This is a genomic window from Micromonospora sp. NPDC047762, from assembly GCF_043204655.1.
Classification (GTDB): domain Bacteria; phylum Actinomycetota; class Actinomycetes; order Mycobacteriales; family Micromonosporaceae; genus Micromonospora.
Genome location: NZ_JBIDCQ010000001.1, coordinates 385,372 through 410,219 on the forward strand (window position 1 = coordinate 385,372; position 24,848 = coordinate 410,219).

At 71.6% G+C, this 24,848-nt stretch carries 25 protein-coding genes; 9 read left to right on the top strand and 16 right to left on the bottom strand.

The annotated features are described in order from the left end of the window. Window positions 1-42 precede the first annotated feature (42 nt). The 4 genes from ACGF3C_RS01840 to pdxH are packed head-to-tail and all read right to left on the bottom strand — an operon-like array spanning window position 43 to window position 3,517. Window positions 43-645 carry a nitroreductase family protein gene (locus ACGF3C_RS01840; protein WP_393217804.1) on the bottom strand — a complete coding sequence of 201 codons (603 nt, stop codon included), beginning with the start codon at window positions 643-645 and terminating at the stop codon, window positions 43-45. Continuing rightward, on the bottom strand, window positions 645-1,574 hold the full coding sequence (locus ACGF3C_RS01845) for an aldose 1-epimerase family protein (protein WP_393217807.1): 930 nt from the start codon (window positions 1,572-1,574) through the stop codon (window positions 645-647). The genes ACGF3C_RS01840 and ACGF3C_RS01845 overlap by 1 nt, the downstream gene beginning before the upstream one ends. Before the next feature lie 18 nt (window positions 1,575-1,592). Beyond that, window positions 1,593-2,891 (bottom strand): MFS transporter, encoded by a 1,299-nt coding sequence (locus tag ACGF3C_RS01850; RefSeq protein WP_393217810.1) that lies wholly within the window; start codon window positions 2,889-2,891, stop codon window positions 1,593-1,595. Next, window positions 2,888-3,517: a pyridoxamine 5'-phosphate oxidase gene (gene pdxH, locus ACGF3C_RS01855; protein ID WP_393219040.1), complete on the bottom strand. Its 630-nt coding sequence runs from the start codon at window positions 3,515-3,517 to the stop codon at window positions 2,888-2,890. Before pdxH ends, ACGF3C_RS01850 begins: the two co-directional genes overlap by 4 nt. Window positions 3,518-3,796: 279 nt before the next feature. On the opposite strand from pdxH, the gene ACGF3C_RS01860 reads away from it, so the two are divergent. From ACGF3C_RS01860 to sepH, 3 genes are all read left to right on the top strand, one after another. Continuing rightward, on the top strand, window positions 3,797-4,903 hold the full coding sequence (locus tag ACGF3C_RS01860) for a citrate synthase 2 (protein ID WP_091395245.1): 1,107 nt from the start codon (window positions 3,797-3,799) through the stop codon (window positions 4,901-4,903). Between the two features lie 228 nt (window positions 4,904-5,131). Continuing rightward, a complete protein-coding gene (gene serC, locus ACGF3C_RS01865; RefSeq protein WP_393217813.1) occupies window positions 5,132-6,259 on the top strand; it encodes a phosphoserine transaminase in 1,128 nt (375 codons plus the stop codon). Between the two features lie 185 nt (window positions 6,260-6,444). After that, window positions 6,445-7,524 (top strand): septation protein SepH, encoded by a 1,080-nt coding sequence (gene sepH, locus ACGF3C_RS01870; protein ID WP_393217816.1) that lies wholly within the window; start codon window positions 6,445-6,447, stop codon window positions 7,522-7,524. A 171-nt stretch (window positions 7,525-7,695) separates the two neighbouring features. Here sepH and ACGF3C_RS01875 read toward each other — a convergent pair whose 3' ends face one another. Both ACGF3C_RS01875 and ACGF3C_RS01880 read right to left on the bottom strand, forming a co-directional pair. Further along, window positions 7,696-8,523 carry an alpha/beta fold hydrolase gene (locus tag ACGF3C_RS01875; RefSeq protein WP_393217819.1) on the bottom strand — a complete coding sequence of 276 codons (828 nt, stop codon included), beginning with the start codon at window positions 8,521-8,523 and terminating at the stop codon, window positions 7,696-7,698. Window positions 8,524-8,555: 32 nt separating this feature from the next. Continuing rightward, window positions 8,556-9,221 carry a DUF4097 family beta strand repeat-containing protein gene (locus ACGF3C_RS01880; protein WP_393217822.1) on the bottom strand — a complete coding sequence of 222 codons (666 nt, stop codon included), beginning with the start codon at window positions 9,219-9,221 and terminating at the stop codon, window positions 8,556-8,558. A gap of 236 nt (window positions 9,222-9,457) precedes the next feature. Between ACGF3C_RS01880 and ACGF3C_RS01885 the strand changes: the two genes are divergently transcribed. Beyond that, a complete protein-coding gene (locus ACGF3C_RS01885) occupies window positions 9,458-10,207 on the top strand; it encodes a helix-turn-helix domain-containing protein (protein WP_357221104.1) in 750 nt (249 codons plus the stop codon). 16 nt (window positions 10,208-10,223) lie between these two features. Here ACGF3C_RS01885 and ACGF3C_RS01890 read toward each other — a convergent pair whose 3' ends face one another. The 4 genes from ACGF3C_RS01890 to ACGF3C_RS01905 form a co-directional block, all read right to left on the bottom strand. Beyond that, a complete protein-coding gene (locus ACGF3C_RS01890; protein WP_355004965.1) occupies window positions 10,224-10,733 on the bottom strand; it encodes a hypothetical protein in 510 nt (169 codons plus the stop codon). Between the two features lie 96 nt (window positions 10,734-10,829). Next, the gene (locus tag ACGF3C_RS01895) at window positions 10,830-12,113 is read right to left on the bottom strand and encodes an MFS transporter (RefSeq protein ID WP_357206212.1); all 1,284 of its coding nucleotides are present in this window, start codon (window positions 12,111-12,113) and stop codon (window positions 10,830-10,832) included. A 71-nt stretch (window positions 12,114-12,184) separates the two neighbouring features. After that, window positions 12,185-12,634 (bottom strand): MarR family transcriptional regulator, encoded by a 450-nt coding sequence (locus ACGF3C_RS01900; protein WP_355004963.1) that lies wholly within the window; start codon window positions 12,632-12,634, stop codon window positions 12,185-12,187. A 114-nt stretch (window positions 12,635-12,748) separates the two neighbouring features. After that, the gene (locus ACGF3C_RS01905; RefSeq protein ID WP_357221100.1) at window positions 12,749-14,227 is read right to left on the bottom strand and encodes an NCS2 family permease; all 1,479 of its coding nucleotides are present in this window, start codon (window positions 14,225-14,227) and stop codon (window positions 12,749-12,751) included. An 88-nt stretch (window positions 14,228-14,315) separates the two neighbouring features. Here ACGF3C_RS01905 and ACGF3C_RS01910 point away from each other — a divergent pair, with 88 nt between their 5' ends. Next, a complete protein-coding gene (locus ACGF3C_RS01910) occupies window positions 14,316-14,561 on the top strand; it encodes a DUF2530 domain-containing protein (RefSeq protein ID WP_091395273.1) in 246 nt (81 codons plus the stop codon). A 36-nt stretch (window positions 14,562-14,597) separates the two neighbouring features. Here ACGF3C_RS01910 and ACGF3C_RS01915 read toward each other — a convergent pair whose 3' ends face one another. After that, entirely contained in the window at window positions 14,598-15,527 is a 930-nt protein-coding gene (locus tag ACGF3C_RS01915) for a DUF3027 domain-containing protein (RefSeq protein ID WP_393217828.1), read from the bottom strand. On the opposite strand from ACGF3C_RS01915, the gene ACGF3C_RS01920 reads away from it, so the two are divergent. Both ACGF3C_RS01920 and ACGF3C_RS01925 read left to right on the top strand, forming a co-directional pair. After that, window positions 15,526-17,127: an MFS transporter gene (locus ACGF3C_RS01920; RefSeq protein WP_357221094.1), complete on the top strand. Its 1,602-nt coding sequence runs from the start codon at window positions 15,526-15,528 to the stop codon at window positions 17,125-17,127. The two genes, ACGF3C_RS01915 and ACGF3C_RS01920, sit on opposite strands and share 2 nt — an antisense overlap. Next, complete coding sequence (locus ACGF3C_RS01925) at window positions 17,124-17,774, top strand: futalosine hydrolase (RefSeq protein ID WP_357221091.1); 651 nt, start codon at window positions 17,124-17,126, stop codon at window positions 17,772-17,774. The genes ACGF3C_RS01920 and ACGF3C_RS01925 overlap by 4 nt, the downstream gene beginning before the upstream one ends. A 44-nt stretch (window positions 17,775-17,818) precedes the next feature. Here ACGF3C_RS01925 and ACGF3C_RS01930 read toward each other — a convergent pair whose 3' ends face one another. Further along, window positions 17,819-18,688, bottom strand: coding sequence for a helix-turn-helix transcriptional regulator (locus ACGF3C_RS01930; protein ID WP_357221088.1), 870 nt, complete (start codon window positions 18,686-18,688; stop codon window positions 17,819-17,821). A gap of 360 nt (window positions 18,689-19,048) precedes the next feature. On the opposite strand from ACGF3C_RS01930, the gene ACGF3C_RS01935 reads away from it, so the two are divergent. Beyond that, the gene (locus ACGF3C_RS01935) at window positions 19,049-19,897 is read left to right on the top strand and encodes a 1,4-dihydroxy-6-naphthoate synthase (protein ID WP_357221085.1); all 849 of its coding nucleotides are present in this window, start codon (window positions 19,049-19,051) and stop codon (window positions 19,895-19,897) included. Here ACGF3C_RS01935 and ACGF3C_RS01940 read toward each other — a convergent pair. Then, on the bottom strand, window positions 19,858-20,244 hold the full coding sequence (locus ACGF3C_RS01940) for a cold-shock protein (RefSeq protein ID WP_196920747.1): 387 nt from the start codon (window positions 20,242-20,244) through the stop codon (window positions 19,858-19,860). The two genes, ACGF3C_RS01935 and ACGF3C_RS01940, sit on opposite strands and share 40 nt — an antisense overlap. 27 nt (window positions 20,245-20,271) lie before the next feature. Beyond that, the gene (locus ACGF3C_RS01945; RefSeq protein WP_357221081.1) at window positions 20,272-20,895 is read right to left on the bottom strand and encodes an HAD hydrolase-like protein; all 624 of its coding nucleotides are present in this window, start codon (window positions 20,893-20,895) and stop codon (window positions 20,272-20,274) included. Between the two features lie 83 nt (window positions 20,896-20,978). Between ACGF3C_RS01945 and ACGF3C_RS01950 the strand changes: the two genes are divergently transcribed. Beyond that, window positions 20,979-23,462 carry a helicase-associated domain-containing protein gene (locus tag ACGF3C_RS01950; protein ID WP_393217836.1) on the top strand — a complete coding sequence of 828 codons (2,484 nt, stop codon included), beginning with the start codon at window positions 20,979-20,981 and terminating at the stop codon, window positions 23,460-23,462. A 30-nt stretch (window positions 23,463-23,492) separates the two neighbouring features. Here ACGF3C_RS01950 and ACGF3C_RS01955 read toward each other — a convergent pair whose 3' ends face one another. Further along, window positions 23,493-23,729, bottom strand: coding sequence for a hypothetical protein (locus ACGF3C_RS01955; RefSeq protein ID WP_355004954.1), 237 nt, complete (start codon window positions 23,727-23,729; stop codon window positions 23,493-23,495). A 97-nt stretch (window positions 23,730-23,826) separates the two neighbouring features. Further along, window positions 23,827-24,705, bottom strand: a complete 879-nt coding sequence (locus ACGF3C_RS01960) for a L,D-transpeptidase family protein (protein WP_393217840.1) — start codon at window positions 24,703-24,705, stop codon at window positions 23,827-23,829. Window positions 24,706-24,848 lie beyond the last annotated feature (143 nt).

Below are 24,848 nucleotides of genomic sequence, written 5' to 3' on the forward strand. Positions count from 1 at the left end.
ATCGCTCGTCCGATCCTGAACCGGACTAACGGGACGTCCGTGTCAGTTCCACCGACCGCGCCGCACCACCTCGCCCATTGGACGACGTCCACGGCGCAACGATGGTGACCGATGGTCGGCCGCACGGTAACCGATTGTGACGGCACCGATGGGTTGGTACTCCGCCGGCACGCCGAACGCGTCCCGGTAGGCGGCGAGCCGCTGCTGTGGAATGCCGAAGAAGCACGCCCCCAGCCCCTCGTCCACGGCGGTGAGCAGCATCAGCAACGCCGCGAAGCCGGCGTCCACGTGCCAGTACGGCACCGGCCACCGGTCCGTGGACTGATCCGTCCAGCCCTTGTCCGGCTCCGCGTACCGCCGCAGGTAGGCCGACTCGTTGGCGTGCGGCACCACGATCAGGGGTGCCCGGCGCATGCCCGCGAGCCAACGCTCCCGCCCACCACCATCGGGGGTGGTGGCCGCCCAGAACCGCTCCCGATCGGCCAACTCCTCCAACACCAGGAAACCCCAGCCCTGGGCGAAGCCGGCCGACGGCGCGCGGACCGCGTGGTCGAGCAACCGGTCCACCACGTCGGGCGGGACCGGGCGGTCCGGGTCGTAGTTGCGCACCATCCGCCGTCGGCGGACGACCTCGGCGAACTCCATCAGGCGCCGGGGCGGATGCCCCAGGCACCTCGCCAGGTCGCGCCGGACTTGAGGGTGAGCAGGTCCTTGCCCGACCGGAACGCGTCCGGTGGGCAGGTCATCGGCTCGACTGCCACCGAACGGCGGTGCCGCTCGCCGGTGAGGGCGTCCCCGGTGAACACCTGCCACCAGCCGAACTCGGCGTCCGCCCAGATGCTCACCCCGGCCGAACCGTCCGGCGCGGCGAGGCTCACCGACGAACCGCCGTCGGCGTCCCGGACCACCTCGCCGAAGCAGGAGTCCAGCATGGCAGCGCCGATCCGGCGAGGGCTGGTCCAGTCGTACTCGGTGCCGGCCACCGGGGTGACCCCCACCGGCAGCAGTCGACCGTCCACCAGCACGCGGCTGCGGGTGGGCAGCCGCATCACCAGGTCGTCCACCGCGACGCCCGGCAGTTGCAGGTACGGGTGCACGGAGAAGCCGAACGGGGCAAGCTCCCCGCCGATGTTCGTCACCTCGTGCTCGGCGCGCAGCCCGTCCGCGTCGACGCTCCACCGGCTGCGCAGCCGCAGCGGCCACGGGTAGCCGGGCTGTGGCGGCAGGTCGTATCCGACCGTCACGGCGTCCGCCGACTGCTCCAGCAACTGCCACGGCACCCAGTTGACCAGCCCGTGGATGGCCACGTGCCGCTCCGGCTCGGTCAGCGAAAGCTGGTGCGTCCGCCCGTCGAACGAGTAGCGACCATCGCGGATCCGGTTCGGCCACGGTGCCAGCACCTGCCCGGTGCAGCCGGGGCAGACCTCGTCGGCCCGGTACCCGTCGAGCAGGTCGACACCGTCGTGCCGGTACGTCCGGAGCCCACCGCCGACCTCCACGATGACGGCCTCGTGGCCGGCGGCGGAGATGGTCCACTGGGCGCCGGAGAACGGGCGCGGATCGGGGCTTTCCATGCCGGCGACACTAACCGGTCAGGTCCGGTTGTCGCTCGACGCCGTCGCCGCCCGGTAGCGCAGCAGCGCCGGGAACGCGACAGCGAGCACCACCACGAGCACCGCGGAGGCGAGCCCACCGGCCACCCAGGCCACCCCGCCACCGAACCCGGCGGCCATGGTGCCGGCGCGCAGATCACCCAGGCGTGGGCCACCCGCCACCACCACCGTGTTCACGCCCTGGAGTCGGCCGCGCATCCGGTCCGGTGCGTAGACCAGCAGCATCGACTGACGCAGCACCGCGCTGATCAGGTCGGCGGCGCCGGCCACGGCGAGCAGCACGACCATCAGCCAGAGCTGGTGGGCCAACCCGGCCGCGGCGATCGCCAGGCCCCAGCCGACCACCGCCAGCACCAGGCCGAGCCCCTGCCGGCGGAGCCGGCCGATCCAGCCGGAGGTCAACCCACCGATCATCGAGCCGATCGCGATGGCGCTGTAGAGCAGACCGACCGAGCCACCGCCACCGAACCGCTCGTGCGCGATCTCCGGAAAGAGGGCCCGTGGCATGGCGAGGATCATCGCGATCAGGTCCACCCCGAAGGACAGCAGCAGGACCGGGGTGGTGGCCAGGTAGCGGAACCCGTCGACGACGCTGGCCAGACCGGCACGCCGGGCCTGGCCGTCGGCGCTGGGCTCGGGCGGGAGCGAGGGCAGCCGCAGCGCCGCCCAGAGCATCGCGGTGAACAGCACCGCGTCCAGCCCGTAGGCGATCGGCAGGACCACAGTGGTGTCCGGCGAAGCGGAGAGGATCAGACCGGCGGCGAGCGGGCCGGCGACCGAGGCGGCGGTGAAGGTCGTGTAGTTCAGGGTGGTGGCGGACGCCACCAGGTCCTCCGGCACCAGCCGGGGCAGCATGGCGCTACGGGCCGGCGAGCTGATCGCGAAGGCCACCGACTGCAACGCCATCAACGCCAGCAGCAGCACCGGGCTGCCCACGTCCAGCACCGCCTGGAGCAGCAACCCGAGAGTGGATGCCCAGAGCAACAATGAGCCGCCGAGCAGCACCGCACGCCGGTCACGGGCGTCGGCGACCGCGCCGCCCCAGAGCCCGAAGACCAGCAACGGTACGAAGGCAGCCACGCCCAGCAGGCCCACCCAGAACGAGTCCCGGGTCAGGGCGTACATCTCCACCGGCACCGCGACGGCGGTGAACTGGAAGCCGAACATCGCCACCGTGTTGCCGAGCCAGAGCCGGCGGTACGCCGGAACCCGCAGCGGACGCACGTCGATCGCCCAGCGGCGCGCTGCGCGCGGCCGGGTCTCCCGCACACCCGTCACGGCGCCAACCGCTCGACGATCCAGCCACCCTCGTCGAGGCGACGGAAGCGGAGCCGGTCGTGCAACCGGCCGGCCCGGCCCTGCCAGAACTCCACCGACTCGGGTTGGACCCGCAGCCCTCCCCAGTGTGACGGGGTCGGGATCTCGGCCTGGTCGGCGAACCGCTCGACCGCCTCCTGGTACCGCTGCTCCAACGCCGCCCGATTCGAGACCACCTGCGACTGCGGGCTGGCCCAGGCACCCAGTTGGGAGCCACGCGGCCGGCTGGCGAAGTACGCCTCGCTCGTGGCGCGGTCGACCGGCGTGACCCGTCCGGCGACCACCACCTGACGCTGCATGGAAAACCACGGAAAGACCAGGCTGGCGTACGGGTTGGCGGTCGCCTCGACGCCCTTGCGCGACAGGTGGTTGGTGAAGAAGACGAAGCCCTCCGGGTCGTACCCCTTCAGCAGCACCGTCCGCCCGCTCGGCCGGCCGGCCGAGTCGGCGGTGCCCACCACCATGGCGTTCGGTTCGGGTAGCCCGAAGGCCACCGCGTCGGCGAACCAGCTGTCGAACTGGGTGTGCCAGTCGGCGGCCAGGTCAGCCTCGGTCAGGCCCAGGTCCGCGGCGTACTCGTTACGCATCGCGGCCGGGGCGGGTGTGTCGCCCGTCACGTACCCACTCCTTCTCCGGGGCCCCGCCAGCACCCTCCCGCGCTGACCAGCCCGCCCTGCCCAGTCTCACCGAGCCGGACGGAGAATGCGCGCCCGGGGATGTCGCGTGCAGCACAGTCGCAGCGGGTCGCGTATCCCTTACTCAGCAGGCAGTATGTTGCGAACACATCCCTGAGGGTCGCCTAAGGCGCTCGGCCGATCCGGGCCGGATGAGCGATCGGGCGCACCGACCAGATCCAGGAGAGCGACATGGCCGATTTCAAACCCGGGCTGGAGGGCGTTGTCGCCTTCGAGACCGAGATCGCCGAACCTGACCGTGAGGGCGGTGCGCTGCGCTATCGCGGAGTCGACATCGAGGATCTGATCGGCCAGGTGTCGTTCGGCAACGTCTGGGCGCTGCTCGTTGACGGCCGGTTCGGGCCGGGCCTGCCGCCGGCGGAGCCGTTCCCGGTGCCGGTGCACTCCGGTGACATCCGCGTCGACGTGCAGTCCGCGGTCGCCATGCTGGCCCCGTACTGGGGTCTCAACCAACTGCTGGACATCTCCGACGAGCAGGCCCGTGAGGATCTCGCCCGGGTCTCGGTGACCGCGCTCTCCTTCGTCGCCCAGTCCGCCCGCGGCCTCGGCCTGCCGGCGGTGCCGCAGAAGGAGATCGACAAGGCGCAGACCATCGTCGAGCGGTTCATGAAGCGCTGGCGCGGCGAGCCGGACCCGCGGCACGTCAAGGCTGTCGACGCGTACTTCATCTCGGCCGCCGAGCACGGCCTCAACGCGTCCACCTTCACCGCTCGCATCGTCGCCTCCACCGGGGCGGACGCGGCCGCCTGCATCTCGTCGGGCATCGGCGCCCTCTCCGGCCCGTTGCACGGCGGCGCCCCGTCGCGGGTGCTCAGCATGCTGGAGGCGGTGGAGCGCAGCGGCGACGCGGAGGGCTACGTCAAGGGCGTCCTCGACCGCGGTGAGCGGTTGATGGGCTTCGGCCACCGCGTCTACCGTGCCGAGGACCCGCGCGCCCGAGTGCTCCGGCGCACGGCCAAGGAGTTGGGCGCGCCGCGCTTCGAGATCGCCGAGGCGCTGGAGAAGGCCGCCCTCGCCGAGCTTCAGGCCCGCCGCCCGGACCGGGTGCTGGCCACCAACGTCGAGTTCTGGTCGGCCGTGGTGCTGGACTTCGCCGAGGTGCCGGCGCACATGTTCACCTCGATGTTCACCTGCGCGCGGATGGGCGGCTGGAGCGCGCACATCCTGGAGCAGAAGCGCCTGCAGCGGCTGGTCCGCCCGTCCGCCCGCTACATGGGCCCGGAGACCCGAAAGCCGTCCGACGTCGAGGGCTGGGCAGCCATCCCGCACGGCGTCTGAGCTGGTGGACAAGGGGCCCTTCCTCGACGCCGGACGTCGAGGAAGGGCCCCTTGTCCACGCCGCGCGTCGAAGAGTGGTCGTTGTCGTCTGTTACCGGAGCCGACTGTGGCGAAGGACTCAGACCGAGCGCCGGGACCCCGCCCATCGTCGTTCGGTCCGGGTGCGAGGATGAGGGCCGGCAGTGTCGCCGGGCCCGCCCTCGCCCTTGCGGAAGGATCTTCAAGACCGTGGCTGACGCACCGATCATCCGGATTCCCGATGAGATCAAGCCCGCCGATGGACGCTTCGGCTGCGGCCCGTCCAAGGTCCGCCCGGAGGCGGTGTCCGCCCTCGCCGAGGTCGCGACCACCTACCTCGGCACCTCGCACCGGCAGAAGACGGTCCGCGACCAGGTTGCCCGGCTGCGCTCCGGCATCGCCGAGTTCTTCTCGCTGCCCGAGGGCTACGAGGTGGTCATCGGCAACGGCGGCACCACCGCGTTCTGGGAGGTCGCCACCTTCGGCCTGATTCGCGACCGGGCCCAGTTCGCCAGCTTCGGCGAGTTCGGCGCCAAGTTCGCCAAGTCGGTCAAGGACGCCCCGTTCCTGGGTGAGCCGACCGTCCGCAGGTCCGACGCGGGCAGCGCGCCGACCCTGGTCGCCGAGTCGGGCGTGGACGCGTACGCGACGCCGCAGAACGAGACCTCGACCGGTGTGGCCGTCCCGATCAGCCGGGTGGCCGGTGCCGACGAGGGCGCGCTGCTGCTTGTCGACGCGACCTCCGGCGCGGGTGGCCTGGAGGTCAACGTCGGCGAGACCGACGTCTACTACTTCGCCCCGCAGAAGTGCTTCGGCTCCGACGGTGGTCTGTGGCTGGCGCTGATGTCCCCGGCCGCACTGGACCGGGCCGCCGAGATCAAGGCGTCCGGGCGCTACATCCCCGCCTTCCTCGACCTGGTCACCGCTATCGACAACTCGCGGCTGGAGCAGACCTACAACACCCCGGCGCTGGCCACGATCTTCCTGGCCGCCGAGCAGACCGACTGGATGAACGCGCAGGGCGGCCTGTCCTGGGCGGCGAAGCGCACCGCCGAGAGCGCCGCAGCGGTCTACGGCTGGGCCGAGCGGTCCAGCGTGGCCACCCCGTTCGTCACCGACCCGGCGCTGCGCTCCAACGTGGTCGCCACCATCGACTTCGCCGACGGGGTGGATGCCACGGCGATCGCCAAGGCGCTGCGCGCCGACGGCATCGTGGACACTGAGCCCTACCGCAAGCTCGGTCGCAACCAGCTGCGGGTGGCGCTGTTCCCGGCCGTCGAGCCGGCCGATGTCGAGGCGCTCACCGCGTCCATCGACTACGTGGTCGAGCGACTCTGACGTTCGTCACGGTCGGTGTCCGTTGGAGCCTCCACGGACACCGACCGTGATCATCGCCGCAGCTCAGTCACGACATGCGGGGTGTCGCTTCCCCCACCCCGAGACAGATGCGCGTACGGTGGTCCGAGACGCCTGGGTGGCCGACTCGTGGTGTGCGGCCAGCGAAGCGGGACGGAGGCAACGTTATGCGCCCAGTACGCTTCGTCGCCCTCTCCGAGGACGGCCAGGCACTGGTGCTCGCCGACGAGGTTGGGCGCCTCCTGGCCCTGCCCATCGACGAACGCATCGCCGGTGTGATGCACCCCGAGCCGGGTGCCCCGCCGCTCGCGGTGGCACCGAGCACCGTCGACCCGGTTCCCTCACTGTCCCCCCGGGACATCCAGGCCCGCATCCGCTCCGGTGAGTCCGCGGAGGACGTCGCCCGGATCGCCGGGGTGCCGGTCGACCGCGTGCTGCGCTACGCCGGCCCGGTGTTGCAGGAGCGGGCGATGCTCGCCCAGCACGCCCGGCGCACCCGACTCAAGGGCGCGGAGAAGCCCACCCCGCTCGCCGAGGTGGTCAACGGCCGGCTGAGCCAGCACGGCATCGACACCGAGAAGATCTCCTGGGACGCGTACCGGCGCGACGACGGCACCTGGCGGATCATCGCCACCTGGCCGTCGGGCAAGGCCACCGCGCAGGCCATCTGGGACATGGACAAGGCCCGACAGGTGGTCACGCCGCACGACGACATGGCGCAGTACCTGTGCGCCGAGCGGCCCACGCCGATCCTCGGCCAGGAGCCGGCACCGGAGCGCGGCGGGCACGGCCTGCCGGGTCCGTCGCGCGGCGAGCCGAGTCGTGGCGGGCACGGTCTGCCGGCGGCGTCCGAGCACCCGCGCCCTGGCCGTGATCCGATCCGGGCCGGCCGTGACGCCCTGCTCGCCTCCCTGGACCGTCCGCTCGGCGGTTCGTCGGGTCGCGGGCTGGAACCGCGTACCCCGGCTGCCCTGGCCGGGTCGGACGCGCCCCGGCAGCGGCCGGTCGGTGGGGGTGCCGCCGCGCTGCTCGGCGGTGGCCAGGGCTCGGCCTTCGACGACGATTCGGACGCGCCCAAGGAGGTGCCGGCCGTGCCGTCGCTGGCGGTGCTGCGGCCTCGCCGCACGGGTGCCGCGGCAGCCACCGGCGGCGAGTCCACCGACGCCAACGGCAAGCCGCGCAAGAGGCTGCCGAGCTGGGACGACGTGCTCTTCGGCAGCGGCCCGGCCGCCCGCGAATCTTCCTGACGCCTCGCGTTGACGGGTGACCCTGGGTCACCCGTCAACGCGCGCGTTCGAACCTCAGCTCCCCGAGCGACACGGTCCGCCCGGCGATCTTGCACTTTCTGCCCAGACTCAGGGGGCAATCCGCCCATCTCGGCGACCGAAGCTGCGAGATCGGTGCGGTGTAGCGGCCGACTACGCACCCTCGTTGAGGGTCCTTCGTGCGGGTCGGCTGTGGGCGGCGACTCCGCGTACCGCTTCGGCGACGGCGCGGAAGTCCTTTTTGAGGATCGCACCGTGGTTGCTGGCGACCTTCGCCGCGATGGTGATGTGCGGGTTGCGGGCGGTCACCGCGTCGAGGCTGGCGCGGATCTGCTCCTGTTCGTCCCCACGACTACCGAGGGACGTTCCCGAGGCGACGACGTACCGCACCGGAACGCTGATGGCGTCCAGCACCGGGCCCAGTTCGCGCTCGCGGGAGAGTTCGCCCAGTTCGATGTTGCTGTCCGCCATCTGGTCGGCGTTCATCCGTGGGGTCAGGCCGGTCGGGCGGAGCAGCGGCATGAACAGGTTCATCCGTCGGAACATCCTGCGGATCCGTTGCGCCATGGCATCGTCGAGCCAGTCGTGCGGGAACGCGCCGTCGACCAGGACCGCGCCCAGGGCACGCTCCGGGTTCCGGTTGGCCCAGTGCGCCCCGACCACCGCTCCGTAGGACCAGCCCACCAGCACCGCCTGGGCCACCCCCCGGGCGGCGAGTACGGCGTCGACATCCCGGACGGCAGCTTCGAACGAGTAGTCGGCTGAGCGCTCCGACTTTCTGCCGCGAGCCCGCTCGTCGTAGGTGATGTGCCGGAACCCGGTGCCCAGTTCGGCGATGACCCGCCGCCAGTAGCCCTGGGTGGCGAACTGGCCGTTGAGGTAGACCACCGGGATGCCGGGGCCACCGGTGTCGGTGACGGCCAGGGCCGTGTCGTCGACCGACACCATGCCGGTCCACGGGGAGTTGGTAGCTAAGTTCATGTCGTACTCCTGTCGCGTGGTCGTGGTGGGGTTCAGAGGCTCCGGGCGGTGATGTCGCCCTGGGAGGTGGTGGCGCGGATGTCGAGCGTCGTGGCGCCGTCGTTCTTGAGGGCGTTGCTGACCCGACCGTGGCCGGTGCCGGCGTCGAGTGCGGCGGAGACGCCGGCGGCGGCACCGACCGAGATGTCGCCGGACTGGGTGCTGAGCACGACCGCGCCGCTCACGGCCTCGGCGATCCGGATGTCACCCCGGGCGGTGCTGATCTCCGCGGGGCCGTTGAGCCGGCCGACCTCGACGTCGCCGTCGATCGCGGTGAGCCGCAGGCTCGCGACCTCGTCAATCTTGATCTGGCGGTACGCCCCGTCGAAGGCGATGTCGCCGAGACGCCCGACGCCGCGAAGTTCGGCGCTGGCGGTCCTGGCCTTGATCGTCGAGCCGGCGGGGAGCTGAACGGTCACCTCCAGCGACCCGGACGGGCCGACGAACGGGTTGCCGGGGGCCGAGGCCGTGATCCGCAGGACGCCGTCGGTGTAGGCGACAGTGGTCTGCTCGGCGGCCCTGGTGTCGCGCTTCTTCGAGGGGTCGGTGGGCAGAACCTCGACGACGGTGTCGGCGCGGTCCGCGGCGATCAACTGGATCCGTCCGGCGGGGATGTCGAGGACGGCCGAGATGGGGGCGGGGGTGTCGAACGTCTGCATCATGTTCTCCTGTGTTGGCAGCTCTTTCTGATATAGGAAACGCTACGTTGCTTTCCAGGTACAGGCAACAAGTCTGTTGCGTTGGAGTTGCATAGATGCAGCTCAGGACCTATAAAGTGTTGCAACGACTGAAGGTATAACGCAACGACGGAGCCGCAGCCGTTGCAACAGGCGGAGGGTGAACGCTATGGTGGGGCAGTCAGCGGACGCGACGGGGAATCACCGGGGAGATCGTGATGCCGGGAGGCAGACTCAGTCAGCAGGAGCGCCAGCAGATCGCGCTGGGGCTGATCGACAGCCTCCCTTACGCGGAGATCGCCCGGCGCCTCGACCGTCCCACGTCGACAGTCACCCGCGAGGTGATGCGCAACGGCGGCCCCACCGCCTACCGCGCCGAGCTGGCCCATCGCGCCACCGAACGTCGCGCCCAGCGGCGCAGGACAGTCACCTCACCGGGGGCCACCGCGCTCCCTCAGGAGCATGGGCGTGACGCCGGGGCCGTGGCGGAGTACGGGGAGACGTTCACCACGGTCCTCATGGCTTCGGGCCTACCCAAGATGGCGGCCCGGGTCCTGACCCACCTGTTCATCACCGACTCGGCCAGCCTCACCGCGTCACAGCTCGCCCAGCGCCTCCAGGTCAGCCCGGCGTCCATCTCCAAGGCGATCACCTTCCTGGAGAGTCAGAGCCTCGTCCGCCGTGAACGCGACGAACGCCGCCGCGACCGCTACGTGGTCGACGACGAGCTGTTCTACCAGGCGACGATCGCCAGCGCCCGGGCCAACGACCAGCTCGTCGCAACCGCGCGCCAGGGCGTCGCCATTCTCGGCCCGCAGACCCCCGCCGCCGCCCGCCTGGAGAACATCGCCCGTTTCCTCGACTTCATCAGTGAGAGCGTCGTCCGCGCCGCCGAGCAGGGCCGCGCGGTGCTTCACACCGGGACCCAACCCGCTGCCCAGGCCACCGGGCAACCGGATCGGCGGTGACCGACGAGCGGGCGGGTCAGCGGTGCCGCTGCCGCTGCCCGGGGCGGGCCGCCGGAAGGGCCAGACCGGCGGCGTGCAGCACGCCCTCCACCCGGACCCGCTCGATCTCCTGGTCGACGCCCTCCAGCTCGGCGAGGTGCTCGGCGATGCCGAGGGCGCGGCAGGCGAGACGAAGCCGGTCGTCGTACGCCTGGAGCAGCGCGCTGTGCCAGACCATCGAGCGACCGCTACCGCCGACCCGCTGACCGCCGAGACGGCGCAGGTCGGCGGCGAGCTGCTCCAGCGGCCGGCGGTCAACGCTGTCGAACTCGCTGAGGTCGATGTCCCGGGTCAGCGCGTCGGCCTCAATGGCACGGTCGAGTCTGGCGATCGTGCGCTTCTCCCGTCGGCGGTCACGCCACTCGGACCAGCCGCAGACCACCCGGTCGAGGATCTCGTCGTAGCAGAAGAGCAGGGCGAACGCCGCCGGCAGCGTGGCCACGGCGAGGAACGCCAGGGCCAGCATCAGCGCGTGTCCGACTCCCACGCATCGACGCTAAGCCCCACCGTGCCACCCCGCCAGCGATTTGGCCGCATCCGAGCAATCCGCGCAACCGGACGCGGCCGGAGCTGGTGGTAAACCTCAGCAGTCGGTGGAGGTGACGTAGAAGCGGGGCATCGGCAGCACCCGGAAACGCAGCCGGGCACCGGAGTGGCGGAGCTGCCAGGTGAGGGCGATCACCGCGGCGGCCAGCGAGATGAGCCCACCCATCCAGATGCTGGCACCGGCACCGTAGTGCTCCGCGACCCAGCCGATCAGCGGCGCGCCGACCGGGTTGGTACCCAGGAACACCAGCACCCACAGGGCCATCACCCGACCCCGGAAGGCCGCGTCCACGCCCAACTGGACCCGCTGGTTGGCGGCCTGGGCGAAGAAGACCATGAAGAAGCCGGTCGGCACCAGCAGGGCCACGACCAGCCAGTACGTCGAGGCGAGACCGACCAGGGTGCCGAAGCTGGCGCAGGCGATCGCCGCGCCGAGCACCAGCCAGACCGACGGCCGGCTGCGTCGACCGGTGCCGCTGAGCGCGCCGCCGAGCGCGCCCACGGCCAGCGCCGTGCTGAACAGGCCGAAGGAGGCGGCACCGGTGTGGAAGACCGTCTTCGCCAGCGCGGCGAGGGTGAGCTGGAAGTTGAACAGCGACATGCCGATCACCGACATGACAGCCATCGGTAGCAGCAGGTCGGGGCGACGGAACACGTACCGCAGCCCGTCGATGACCCGTGCGGACGCCCGCTCGTCGCGCGGCAGCAGGGCCTCGCGATGCAGGTCGGCCGTCCGCATCCGGACCACGTTGACCAGGGGCGCGACCGAGCTGAGGGCGGTGAACAGGAAGACCGGGCCCACGTCGAACGCGGCGATCGCCAGGCCGGCGACGGCCGGGCCGACGATCCGCGCCGAGTTGAACACGGCGGCGTTCAGCGACAACGCGTTGGGCAGCAGCGGCGTGCCGACGAGTTCCGAGACGAACGCCTGCCGGACCGGGGTCTCCACGGCGTTGGCCGTGCCGAGCAGGGCGGCGAAGGCGAAGACGTGCCAGAGCTGCACCAGGTCGGTGAGGACCAGCACCGCCATGCCGAGCGCCAGCACACTCCAGAAGGCGTTGGCGACGAAGAGCAGCACCCGCTTGTCGTACCGGTCGGCGAGCCGGCCGGAGAACAGGGTGAGCAGGAGCACCGGGGTGAACTGACACGCGGTCACCACACCGAGCGCGGTCGCCGAGTTGTCGGAGAGGTCGAGGACGAGCCAGTCCTGGGCGATGAACATCATCCAGACACCGATCAGTTTGATCAGTTGCCCGGATGCGAAGAGCCGGTAGTTGCGGACCTGTAGGGACTGGAACATCGTGCTCAGCTTGGCCTGCACTCTTGGTGCGCCTCCTCGGACGTACGCGTCATCGACAGGTGACGGCACGGACCCGGTGGCGCGGGCGCGGCTCAGGCGCGAGCGAGCTGCTGAAGAATCTGGGCGGCCCTCTGCAGGGTCTCCCGTTCGTCCTCGTCGAGCGCGGCCAGCCGGTGGGCCAGCCATTCGTCGCGGGCCCGCTCGAACTGGTCGAGCACGGCCTGCGCTCCTTCGGTCGCCGCGAGGATGACCTGCCGCCCGTCGGTCGGATGGGGTGTCCGCTGCACAAGGCCGCGGTCCTCCAACTTCCCGACGATCTTGGTCATCGTCGGCGGCTGCACCCGTTCCACGTCGGCCAGCTCACGGGGTGTCATCGCGCCCGCCAGCCGCAGGCTGGTGAGCGCGGAGACCTGAGTGACCGTGAGGTCGCCGACCGGTCGGGCCTGTCGGACCCGCCGGTTGAGTCGGGTGATCGCATCACGCAGCTGGGGAGCCAGCTGCGCCGGTGGCACGCGTTCCGCCGTCACCGTCCGCTCCGTCACAGTAGTTAGCTTAACTAATGAGCATGGCTAACGACATCCGTTATGACCAGGCTCACGAGGGGATTCAGATGGTACGGGCGGGGAATCCCGATCGATTCCCCGCCCGGACGTGCCTCAGAGCACCAGGGACTCGATCGGCCCACGCAGGAAGTACAGCACGAAGAGCACGGCCACCCCGTACAGCAACGGGTGAATCTCCCGGGCCTTGCCCCGCGCCAGCTTGACCACCACGAAGGTGATCAGACCGGCGCCGATCCCGTTGGAGATCGAGTAGGTGAACGGCATCAACACGATGGTGAGGAAGGCCGGAATGGCGATCTCGTAGTCGGACCAGTCGATCGTCCGCACCGCGGTCATCATCAGGAACCCGACCACCACCAGTGCCGTCGACGCCGCCTCGAACGGCACGATCACGACCAGCGGCGCCAGGAACATCGCGAGCAGGAAGAGCACGCCGGTGACCAGGTTGGCCACACCGGTCCGGGCACCCTCCGCGACACCGGCGGCGCTCTCGATGTACGACGTGTTGCTGGAGGTGCTGGCCGCACCGCCGGCCGCCGCCGCGATCGAGTCGACCAGCAGGATCTCCTTGGCCTTCGGCGGAGTGCCCTGCTCGTCGAGAAGGCCACCCTCCTGGCCGACCGCGACCATCGTGCCCATGGTGTCGAAGAAGTCCGTGATCAACAGCGTGAAGATGAACATCAGCACGACCAGCCAACCGGCCCGGCCCCACGAGTCCAACACGTTGAACTTGCCGAGCAGCGACAGGTCCGGCAGGTCGACCACCGACTTCGGCAACTCCGGCACGTTCAGCGACCAGCCCTTCGGGTTGGGCTGACCGTTGACGAACGACGGGCCGATGTTGCCGATCGCCTCCACGATCACCGCGAGCACCGTCGAGGCGAGGATGCCGATCAGGATCGCGCCCTTGACCCGACGGACCACCAGCACCAGCGTGATCAGCAGGCCCACCACGAAGACCAGCATCGGCCAGCTCACCAGCTTGCCGCCGATGCCCAGGCCGACCGGAACGGTGGTGTTGGCATCGTCTGGGATGCGCCGGACGAAGCCCGCGTCCACCAGGCCGATGATGGTCAGGAACAGACCGATGCCGACCCCGATCGCACTCTTCATCTGGGTCGGCACCGAGCGGAACACAGCGGTCCGCAGACCGGTCAGCACCAGCACCGCGATGATCAGACCCTCGATCACCACCAGGCCCATCGCGTCTGCCCAGGTCATCTCGGGGGCGATCTCGTACGCCACGAGCGCGTTGACACCCAGACCGGCGGCGAGCGCCAGCGGGAACCGGCCGACCACACCCATCAGGATGGTCATCAGACCGGCGACCAGCGCGGTCGCGGCAGCCAGCGCGGGAATCGGGAGGCTCTTGCCGTCACCGTCGACGGCGCCACCCAGGATCAGCGGGTTGAGCACCACGATGTACGCCATCGTGAAGAAGGTCGCCAGGCCACCGCGTACCTCACGGCTCAACGTCGAGCCACGGGCGGAAATCTCGAAGAACCGGTCGAAACCGTTACGCGGAGGGGCGAGTTTGGAAGGTGTGCCGTTCTCGGGCGGCGCTACGGCCATCAGGTCCTCGCAGGTGATCTTCCAGTTGTCGCGCGCATCGTCCCAGATCGTCGGTGGGCAGGGGAAGTAGATCCCGTACGCTTGCCGAATGCCGAACGAGCAGCCACCGCGGCCCGCACCACTGGATCCGCCGATGGTGCCGTTCGCCCTCGCCGGGTTGATCGCGTGGGCCGTGGCCGGGCTGGTCCTGCTGATCTTCTTCCGGGGCTGGCTGACCGACCACGGTCACCAGAACTGGCTCTGGACCTGCCTCGCCGGCTTCCTGTGGGGTTTCCCGGGCCTCGCCGTGATGATGCGGCACGACGCCAACCGACGCCGTCGCCGCGCGAGGTGAGCTGGCCGCCGCGCCGGAGCACTCCGGCGCGGACGATCAGGAGTGCCCGTACGGCTCCGCCGGCTCAGCGGCCTCCACCGAGCCCGGAGCCCGGCTGACCGACATGGCCTCCACAGCGCTGTCGTCGTAAACAGTGGGCAGCTCGTCGACGGCGGTCTCGGCCGCCTCGATCAACGTCTCGGAGTGGGCGCCGCAACCGTGGTCGGCGCTCACCACCCGGCCGTCGTCGGGAGCGTAGAAGTTGCCGCACGCCCCGAATGCCTGCCGCATCGCACCGGCCAGCGGCAGGTAGAAGCCGCAGGTGCCGCAGCGGGCGGCGGCCGGAGCGGCGGACGAGATGGCTGCGGCGGGGCCGTGGTCACCTTCGTACCAGCGCTGCGCCGTGTCGATGCGACCCTCCCGGGAGAGCACGCGGGCGCGGCCGAGGCCCAACTCCCATGCCGTCTCCTCGACCGCCGGGTCGTCGGAGAGCAGGTAACCGGGGACCAGTCGATCGTCGTCGGGCGAGGTCGGGAGCAGGTCCCCCGGACCCAGGTCGCCCGGCTTGAGCCGCTCCTGCCAGGGCAGCCAGCCGGGCGCGAGCAGCGCGTCCGGGCCGGGCAGCAACACCGTCTCGCAGATGGTCACCGTCTTGCTACGCGGCACCCGGGTGACGGTGACCGCCCAGCGCCAGCCGTTGTAGCCGGCGAGGCGACATTCGAAATAGTGGGTGACGAGCCGGTCGCCCTCGGCGACGACCTGCAGGTGGTCGCCGACATCGTCGGAGCCCACCTCGGTGATGCCGGCGCGGGCCACCTCGACGGCGGCGGCGCAGACCTGGTCGAGACGGGCGGCACGGGTGGAGACGGGCCTGGTCACCCGACCATTGTTCCCCATGCGCCTCGCAGGGGTGACAGGGACTCCCGGGGAACCTTTCCCAGCGGTGGTGCGGCGTACCCGGATCAGATGGGCGAGGATGGTGCACATGCCGTCGTACTCCCGCTCCGGGCGATCCGTCCTCGGGCGGACCGTCGGCACCGGCATTCGCGCCATCCGTCTGCTGTTGCGTGGTTCGGTGGGTAGCGGCCGCTGGGTGACCCGCCGGGCCGGTCGGGCACGCGCCCGGGGTGCCGGCGGCGAGGTCGGCATGGTTCGCCTGTTCGACCTGCACGCGCTCTCCTGCGCCGGTGACACCCTGATCGCCATCGGTCTGGCCGGCACGATCTTCTTCAACGTGCCGCTCGGCGAGGCTCGCAGCAAGGTCGCGCTCTACCTGCTGGTGACCATGGTGCCGTTCGCGATGCTCGCCCCGGTGGTGGGCCCGCTGCTGGATCACTTCCGGCACGGCCGGCGGTACGCCCTGGCGGCGACGATGCTCGGGCGTGCCTTCCTGGCCTGGTTGATCTCCGACTACATCCACGGCTTCGGGCTCTATCCGGCCGCGTTCGGGGTGCTCGCGCTCTCCCGGGCGTACGGCGTGGCCCGATCCGCGGCGGTGCCCCGGTTGCTGCCGGAGGGGCTCGGTCTGTCCCAGGTGGGTGCCCGGGCCAGCGTCTACGGCACCGTCGCGGGTGCGCTGGTGGCGCCGATCGGGTTGGCCGCGTTCTGGTTCGGGCCGCAGTGGCCGCTGCGGGTCGCGTCGGTGATCTTCCTGGTCGGCATGGTGATCTCCCTGCGGCTGCCGCCGAAGGCCGACTCGGAGCCACCGGAGCGGGTCCCCCGGCCACTGCGCGCGCTGGGCCGCCGCCGTGGCGACCGGCCGCTGGGCCGGGGCCGACCGTCCGGCCGGCTGGTGATCGCCACCCTGATCGGCGCGGCGACGCTACGCGCGCTCTACGGCTTCCTGCTGCTCTTCCTCGCCTTCGCGATCAAGAAGGGCGACCTGACCACAGTGGTGTTCGGCCGGGATCTGGGCGCCGAGTGGGCGTTGGGCGTGGTCGGCGGCGCGCTCGCGGTCGGCACCTTCCTGGCCACCGCGATCGGCACCCGGCTGCGCATCCACCGGCCGACAGCCATCCAGTCCAGCAGCATGATCATCGTGGCCGGGGTGGCGGTGCTCGCCGTCATCCAGTTCTCGCTGCTGATGGTCGCCCTGCTCTGCCTTGTCGCCGCGCTGGCCAGCGGGATAGCGAAGCTGGCGGTGGACGCCTCGATCCAGGAGCGCATCCCGGAACGGTTGCGGGCCAGTTCCTTCGCCCACTCCGAGACGGTGCTGATGCTCGCCTTCGTCGCCGGCGGTGGGCTCGGGCTGGTGCCGTTCGACGGCCGGATGGGCATCGCCGTGGCCGCCGGGGTCGGCGTACTGGCGGCGATCCGGGGTGTGCTGGCCGCCGCCCGGCTGCGCGGTGAGAAGCTGGCCGGCCGACCGCTCGGTGACGACGAGCTGACCGAGGACGAGCCGGCGGACGAGCCCGGGGACCCCACACCGACCTCACCGGCCCCGGCCCGGACCAGCTCACCGCAGTACGACGACCCGAGCCTCGCCCCGCCGGGCTACCACATCTACCGCCCGTCGTCGGCCGTTGGCGGCCCGGGTGGCGGGGCCGACGACGAAAACCGCCGCGAGTCCCCCGGCTCGCTCTCGTGACCGGGCTGCTGGTGGTGACGGCGGTTCCCGCCGAGGCGGACGCGGTCCGCGCCGGGCTGACCGACCCCAGCGTGACCGTCACCCCGATCGGTGTGGGCCCGGCACTCGCCGGTGCCGCCACCGCCCGGCTGCTGACGCTGGCAGAGGCCGCCGGTCGTCCGTACCGTGCGGTGGTCAGCGCCGGCGTGGCCGGCGGCTTCACCGGGCGGGCCGAGGTCGGCGACACGGTGCTCGGCACCGCCAGCATCGCCGCCGACCTGGGTGCCGAGTCGCCCGACGGCTTCATCGCTGTCGACGAGCTGGGCATGCCGCTCGCGCTGCTCGGTGCGGGCAGCAGGGTGCCGGCGGACCCGGGCCTGCTGGCGGCACTGCGAGCCGCCCTCCCGACGGCCACGGCCGGCCCGGTGCTCACGGTCAGCACCGTCACCGGCACCACGGCCGGCACCGACGAGCTGCGCCGGAGGCATCCGGAAGCGGTCGCCGAAGCCATGGAGGGGTACGGCGTGGCGGTCGCCGCGGCGCAGGCCGGGGTGCCCTTCGCCGAACTGCGCACGATCTCCAACCCGATCGGCCCCCGCGACCGGGACGCCTGGCGGCTGCGCGAAGCCCTGGCCGCCCTGACCGCAGCAGCCCCGGCACTGCGCTGACCCGGCATTGCGCTGACCCGGCATTGCGCTGACCAGGTCTCCGCTCAGGAGAACCAGCGTTTGCCTGGGTTGGCCAGGCGCAGCGCGGCCGGGCGGCGTGCCTCGATCTCGAAGCCGCACGCCCGCAGCAGGTCGGTGCCGGATCCCTCGGCGATAGCGACTGCGTCGTCGATACCCGCCTCGCGCATCCCGGTCACCAGCGCGGTGACCAGCCGTCGCCCCAGCCCCAGCCGCCGGTACCGGGCGTCGACAAGCACGCCGTCGAGCACCATCTCCCGCTCCGGCAGGTGCGGATGCCACTCCCCGTACTCCAGGAATGGGCTCCGCTCATGGGCCCGCAGCTCACCAACCAGCGTGCCGTCGGGAAGCTCGGCGACGTATCGCCAGCAGGTGGCCGGCAGGTCGCCACCGATCACCCGACGCACCTGCGCAGTCCGCCGGACCTCGGCAGCCCACCGCCGGTTGTCGCGATAGCGCCGGTTCAGCTCGTACGCGGCCGGTGGCAGCGGGAGCGGATACCGCTCGGGCGGCAACCGGTACCACTCCGCCCACCAGGCACCGGGCCAGTCCCGAGGCTCGTGGACCGGCCAGACGTCCAGGTGAGCCGGGTATCGGCGGCCCGCCTCGTCCCGCATGTCGTCGTGCGCAACCGGCGTGGGTTCGGTGACGCCGGAGACGGATGGTGGGACGCCAACGGCCAACGTCCCACCCGCCGCCTGGACGAGGCGTTCCACTGTCCGAAATCGGGGATCGAGCGCCCGCCCCGACTCGATCCGGGCCAGCGTCGGCTGCGGCACCCCGGATTTCTCGGCCAACTGCCGCTGACTCAGATCGGCTCTCCGACGCAGCGCGCGGAGCGCCTGCCCGAGGTCGGCTCCGCCGGCCTCGTCGGTGTGGTCACTCGCCTCGGTCACCGGCCGATGGTCCCGGCCGGTCGGCGAGCCATCAACACCCTGCGCCAACCTGTGGATAAGGCTGTGGACAACCTCGCCGACCGGTGGATGACTACTCCCGCGATCCCTTTGGAGCTGAATCGTTTGCGTCATCACCAGACCTCCTGTCCCGCCGAGGTGCACACCACGCCCAGTTCCGTAGCACGGTCACCCACTCTGGGCGATTCGTTTACGACATCAGCTCCAAAGGGAGACCGGGATGGGCGGTCGACCCTGCTCGACCAGTCGTTGCACGCGTTGTTCCACCCGGCGGCACGGTCGCGGATCACAGTCGTGGGGTGGGCGCGGGCCCCGGGCGGAGGGCGGGACTACCGTGAGGGTGTGGCGCTCTCCCTGGCGATCTCGCCCTGCCCCAACGACACGTTCGTCTTCCACGCGCTGGTACACGGGCGGGTGCCCGGCGCACCGCCGGTCGAGGTGACGTACGCCGACGTGGACGTCACCAACACGGCGGCCGAGCGGGGCGCGTTCGACCTGGTGAAGGTGAGCTTCGCGGCGCTGCCCTGGCTGCTCGACGACTACCACCTGCTGCCCTGCGGCGGCGCTCTCGGTCGCGGTTGTGGTCCGCTGGTGCTCACCCGGGGCGACCGCGACGGCGGCCCGGACCGCACCGACCTGACCGGCGCCACTGTGGCGGTGCCGGGTGACCGGACCACCGCGTACCTGCTGTTCCGGCTCTGGTCGGCCGGGCGGCCACCGGCCCGGATCGAGGTGGTGCCGTTCCACGAGATCATGCCGGGCGTGGCGGCTGGGCGCTACGACGCCGGGCTGGTCATCCACGAGGCCCGGTTCACCTACCACCGGCACGGCCTGAGCGCGCTCGTCGACCTCGGCGAATGGTGGGAGGCCGACACCGGCCTACCCATCCCCCTCGGCGCGATCCTGGCCCGACGCGGGGCGGTCGACCCGCAGGCCGCGGCCGGCTGGGTCCGCGAGTCGGTCCGGCAGGCCTGGGCGGACCCGGCGGCCAGCCGGGAGTACGTGCTGGCGCACGCCCAGGAGATGGAGCTCGACGTGGTCGACCGGCACATCGGCCTCTACGTCAACGAGTTCACAGCGGACCTGGGCGAGGCCGGTTTCGCCGCGGTGGCGGCACTGCTCGACCGGGCCGCCACCGCCGGCCTGGTGCCTCAGACCTCCAGCTCGCGGGCCACCGCGTGGACCAGCTGAGCGATCTTCTGCGCGGCCTTCTTGTCCGGGTACCGACCCCGGCGCAGGTCCGGCTGGACCTTCGCCTCCAGCACCTTGATCATGTCTTCGACCAGGCCGTGCAGTTCCTCGGCCGGCCGACGGCGCAGCTCCGACATCGACGGCGGCGCGTCCAGCAGCTTGACCCCCATGGCTTGCGCGCCCCGGCGGCTGTCCACCACGCTGAAGTCGACCCGCTGGCCACCCTTGAGGTCGGTGACACCCGCCGGCAGCGCCCCCTTGGGCAGGAACACGTCGCCGCCCTCGTCACTCGTGACGAAGCCGTATCCCTTGGCCGTGTCGTACCACTTCACTCGACCCGTAGGCACCTGAAAACCCCTGCTTCACTTGAGCCGCTACTGCTCCAAGGCTAGCTGGATCATCCCGTCGAGCGCCGCTGGGAATTCGGTGAGCTCGTCCAGCACCACTTCCGCCCCGGCCGCGCGCAGCTCATCGGAGGAGCACGGGCCAGTCGCCACACCGATGCCGGGCACCCCGGCCGCTGCCGCCGCCACCATGTCCGCGACATGGTCACCGACGTAGTGGGTGGCCCCGTGCTCCCGCAGAGCGGTCGCCTTCTGCTCGGCGAAGAGGTCACCGGCCAACTCGTCGACACTGAGACCGAGGTGGTCCAGGTGCAACCGGGCCAGCCGGCCGATCTTGGACGTGACGACCAGCACCCGGCCACCGCGCGCACGGATCGCCTCGATGGCCTCCCGCGCGCCGGGCAGCAGGAGCGTCGGGGTGATCGCGTACGCCGGGTACAGCTCGCGATACACCCGCACGGCCGACTCGACCTGATCCGGCGGGAACCAGTGCGCGATCTCGGTACGCAGCGGCGGCCCGAGCCGGGACACCGCCAGCTCGGCGTCGACCGGCACACCGGTCCTCGCGGTCAGCGCCCGGTACGCCGCAGCGATGCCGGGGCGGGAGTCCACCAGGGTCATGTCGAGGTCGAATCCGACGGTCAGTGCGGGCATGTCGAGAAACGTACCGGCTACTCCCAGCCGACCGGACGTCCGAGGGGCGCGGAAGCCCGGTGCCGGGCTAGCGTGGAAAGACGATGACCACCTCACTCGCCGACCACCTGCGGTCGCTGCCCGACGAGTCACTGGCCGCGCTCCTCCAACTGCGGCCCGACCTCGTCGTGCCCGTGCCGGCCGACGTCTCCGCCCTGGCCATCCGGGCCCAGTCCCGGGTCTCCGTGGCCCGCGCGCTGGACGGCCTGGACCAGTTCACCCTCCAGATCCTCGACGCCGCCCGCCTCACCCGGAACCCGGACGACGCCACCACGGCCACCGACACCGTGCTCGCGATGGCGACCGCCGGGCCGCACCCGCCGGCTCCGACGGCCGTCCGGGCCGCCGTGGGCCGACTGCGTGCGCTTTTCCTGCTGTACGGCCCGGAGCACGCGCTCCAGGTGTTGCCCGCCGTCGACGAAGTCTCCCCGTACCCCGCTGGGCTCGGCCGACCGGCCGCAGAGCTGGACCCGCGCGCGGCCGCGCTCTGCGCGGACCCGGCGAAGCTGCGACGGACGGTGCTCGCCGCCCCGCCCTCGGCCCGGGCGATCCTGGACCGGTTGGCGGCCGGCCCACCGGTGGGCAGCGTGCCGCCGGGGGCGTTGCAGGCACCGCCGCTCGGCGCGGCGGACCCGGTCCTCACCGACCCGACGAACGGTGGCGCTCCGACCGGCTCCCCGGTGCGGTGGCTGGTCGACAACCGGCTGCTGGTCCCGGCGACGACCGGCTCGTCCACGGCGAGCGGAACGGTGGAGCTGCCCCGCGAGGTCGGCCTGCTGCTGCGCCGCGACAGCGGCCCCCTCGGGCCGCTGCGTACCAGCCCACCGCCGGTGGCCGCCGCGCCGCGCGAGCCGAAGGCGGTCGACTCGGCCGGAGCCGGGCAGACCATGGAGGTGGTCCGGCACACCGAAGGGCTGCTGGAGCAGCTCGCCGACGAGCCCGCGCCGGTGCTGCGTTCGGGTGGCATCGGTGTACGGGACCTGCGCCGGTTGGCGCGTACCGCCGGGCTGGACGAACCGAGCACCGCGCTGCTGCTGGAGGTGGCGTACGCGGCGGGGCTCCTCGGTGAGCTGGAGATGCCCGGTGCGACCACCGGCCGCTACGGGGCGGATCAGCAGGTGCTGCCGACCGGCGGGTACGAGGTGTGGCGGGCCGCCTCGCTGGCCCAACGGTGGGAGCAGCTCGCCCGAGCGTGGCTGACCATGACCCGGCAGGTGGGGCTGGTGGGCCGCCGTGACGACCGGGACCGGCCGATCACCGCGCTCTCCGCCGAGGCCGAGCGGGCCAGCGTGCCGGCCACCCGACGGGCGGTGCTCGGCGTACTCGCCGATCTGGAGCCGGCGACGGCGCCCACCCCGGAGGAGGTGCAGGAGCTGCTGGACTGGCGGTCTCCCCGTCGCAGCCGGGGCCGGGACGCCGCACACCGGGAGGTGCTGGCCGAGGCCGCACAGCTGGGCGTGACGGGGCTGGGGGCGCTCACCTCGTACGGTCGGCTGCTGCTGGGGGACCTGACGTCGACCGACGAGCGGGGTGACGACCCGCTGGGCGTGCACGCCGACGTCGAGAGCGGCGACCCGTCCAGTACCGCGCGGGCGCTGGACGCCCTGCTGCCCGCACCGGTCGACCATTTCCTGGTGCAGGCCGACCTGACAGTGGTGGTGCCCGGTCCACCCGAGCCGGCGCTCGCCGTTGAGTTGGAGGCGATGACCGAGCTGGAGTCGGCCGGCGGGGCCAGCGTGCACCGGGTCACCACGGCGAGCGTGCGGCGGGCCCTGGATTCCGGCTATACGGCCGACGACCTGCACGACGTGTTCCGGCGTCGGTCCCGTACCCCGGTGCCGCAGGGGCTCACGTACCTGATCGACGACGTGGCCCGCAAGCACGGTGGGCTGCGGGTCGGCCTGGCCGGGGCGTACCTGCGCAGCGACGACGAGACGCTGATCAGCGAGGTGTTGGCCGACCGGCGGCTGGAGTCGTTGGCGCTGCGCCGGCTCGCGCCGACGGTGCTGTGTACGCAGTACCAGGTCGGTCGGCTGCTGGGTGCGCTGCGCGACGCGGGGTACGCCCCGGTGCAGGAGGACGGCACCGGCAGCACTGTGCTGGCCCGGCCGCGAATCCGGCGGGCCCCGCCCCGGGTGTCGGTGACCACCCGGACGATCGATCCGCTGGCCGCCCCGAAGCTGCCCATGCCCCGGCTGCTCGGTGTGGTGGAGCACATCCGTCGCGGCGACGCGGCGGCACGGGCCGCCCGACGGGCGCCTGCCGTGGTGCGCGGCGGTGCGCCCGGGCTGGGCGGCGGCCCGGTGCCGGCGCACACCCACAGCGAGGCACTGGCGGTTCTCCAGCAGGCGGTCCGGGACAAGGCGCTGGTCTGGGTGGGCTACGTCGACGCGCACGGGGCGACGGCGTCACGCCTGCTCAAGCCGGTCTCGATCGGTGCCGGCTACCTGCGGGCCGAGGACGAACGGACCGAGATGCTGCACACGTTCGCGCTGCACCGGATCACCGCGGCGGTGGTGGCGGACTGACCGACGGTGCCACCGCGCGGACGCCGTCGGTCAGCGGCGACTGCGGCGTACGGTGCCGACCACCGAGATGATCAACAGCAGCGCGAAGCCGGCACCGGCGGACTCGCCGATGGAGTCGACGAAGCCCTGCTGGAGCACCAGCCAGCCGAAGAGGAACCACCCGAGCAGGAGTGTCGCCGCGACGACGTACGCGATCACCGTCGCTCGGGACACCTCGTCGGGTGGTGCGTGTTCGTGCTCCGCGATCACGTCACGGTCGACCGTCATGCCCAGCCTCCCCGCCCGGTCCGGCCCTGGACTCCAAGGGTGACACTCGTTGGTCCAGTCGGACAGGGGGTTATCGCCGCGATTCGTTCCGTGTCACTCAGGTGCCGGGGCGTCGGCCGATCAGCACCACCCGGGTGCCGACCTTGCCGAGCTCCCACATCCGGACGGCGTCGGCGTGCAGCAGGTTGACGCAGCCGTGCGAGCCGATCGACTTGTCGTGCAGGTAGGTGGTGGTTTCGTGGAAGCCCATCCCCTGGGTGAAGTGCTGCCAGTACGGCAGCCACACCTCGTACGGGTTGGACCACTCCTTGGGGTTGCGGTAGTTGACGGCGTACGTGCCGGCCGGGGTGCGGTAGCCGGACATGCCGGTGCGGGTCACCGTCGGCGCCATGATCACCTTGCCGCCGCGGAGCGCCCAGACGGTCTGCCGGGTGAGGTCCACGCAGAACGTGGTGCCGGCGCCGGCCTTGCAGCGCGTCGTGTCGGTGGTGGCGAGGCGCTGGGCCACGTCGAGGGTGGTTGGTCCGGCGCGACCCTCGACGGGGCGAATGCCGTACCTCTTCTGGAACTTCTTGATCGCCGCGCAGTCGGCGGCGGACTGCCGGCCGTCCACTGTCACCGCCCCGAACCCGCCCAACCGGGCCAGGTGGGTCTCCACCGCCCGCTGGTGCTGCCCCTGGGGGCAGCCGGCGACTGTCGGCGTACCGGTGCCGGGGGTCGTGGTGGTTGCCGGGCGGGTCGGCTTCGGCGTGGGTTTCCGGGAGGGTTTCGTTGTGGGCGCGGCCGGGGTGGGCCGGCCGTGCTGGTCGGGCCCGGACGTGTCGCCCGCCCCCGTTGCCTGTTCCGCCGCACCGGCTGGGGCGGCTCCCCCGCCACCACTCCCGCCGGACTGCGGATCGAACGCGCACGCTCCCGCGCCGACCAGCACGACCACCACGAGGGCAACCAGCCGGGAGGCGATCCGGACATGCTCCATGGGCCCTCCCCAGACAGTCGTCCCTTTACTAGACGTTCGTGAGTGCCATCACGGTTGCGTCCGGTGAGCATCTTTCTTTCACCGCCCCGCATCGTGCAACACTGGATGGTCGGCCAGCAGCGGGTATGCGACCCGTTCCGGCC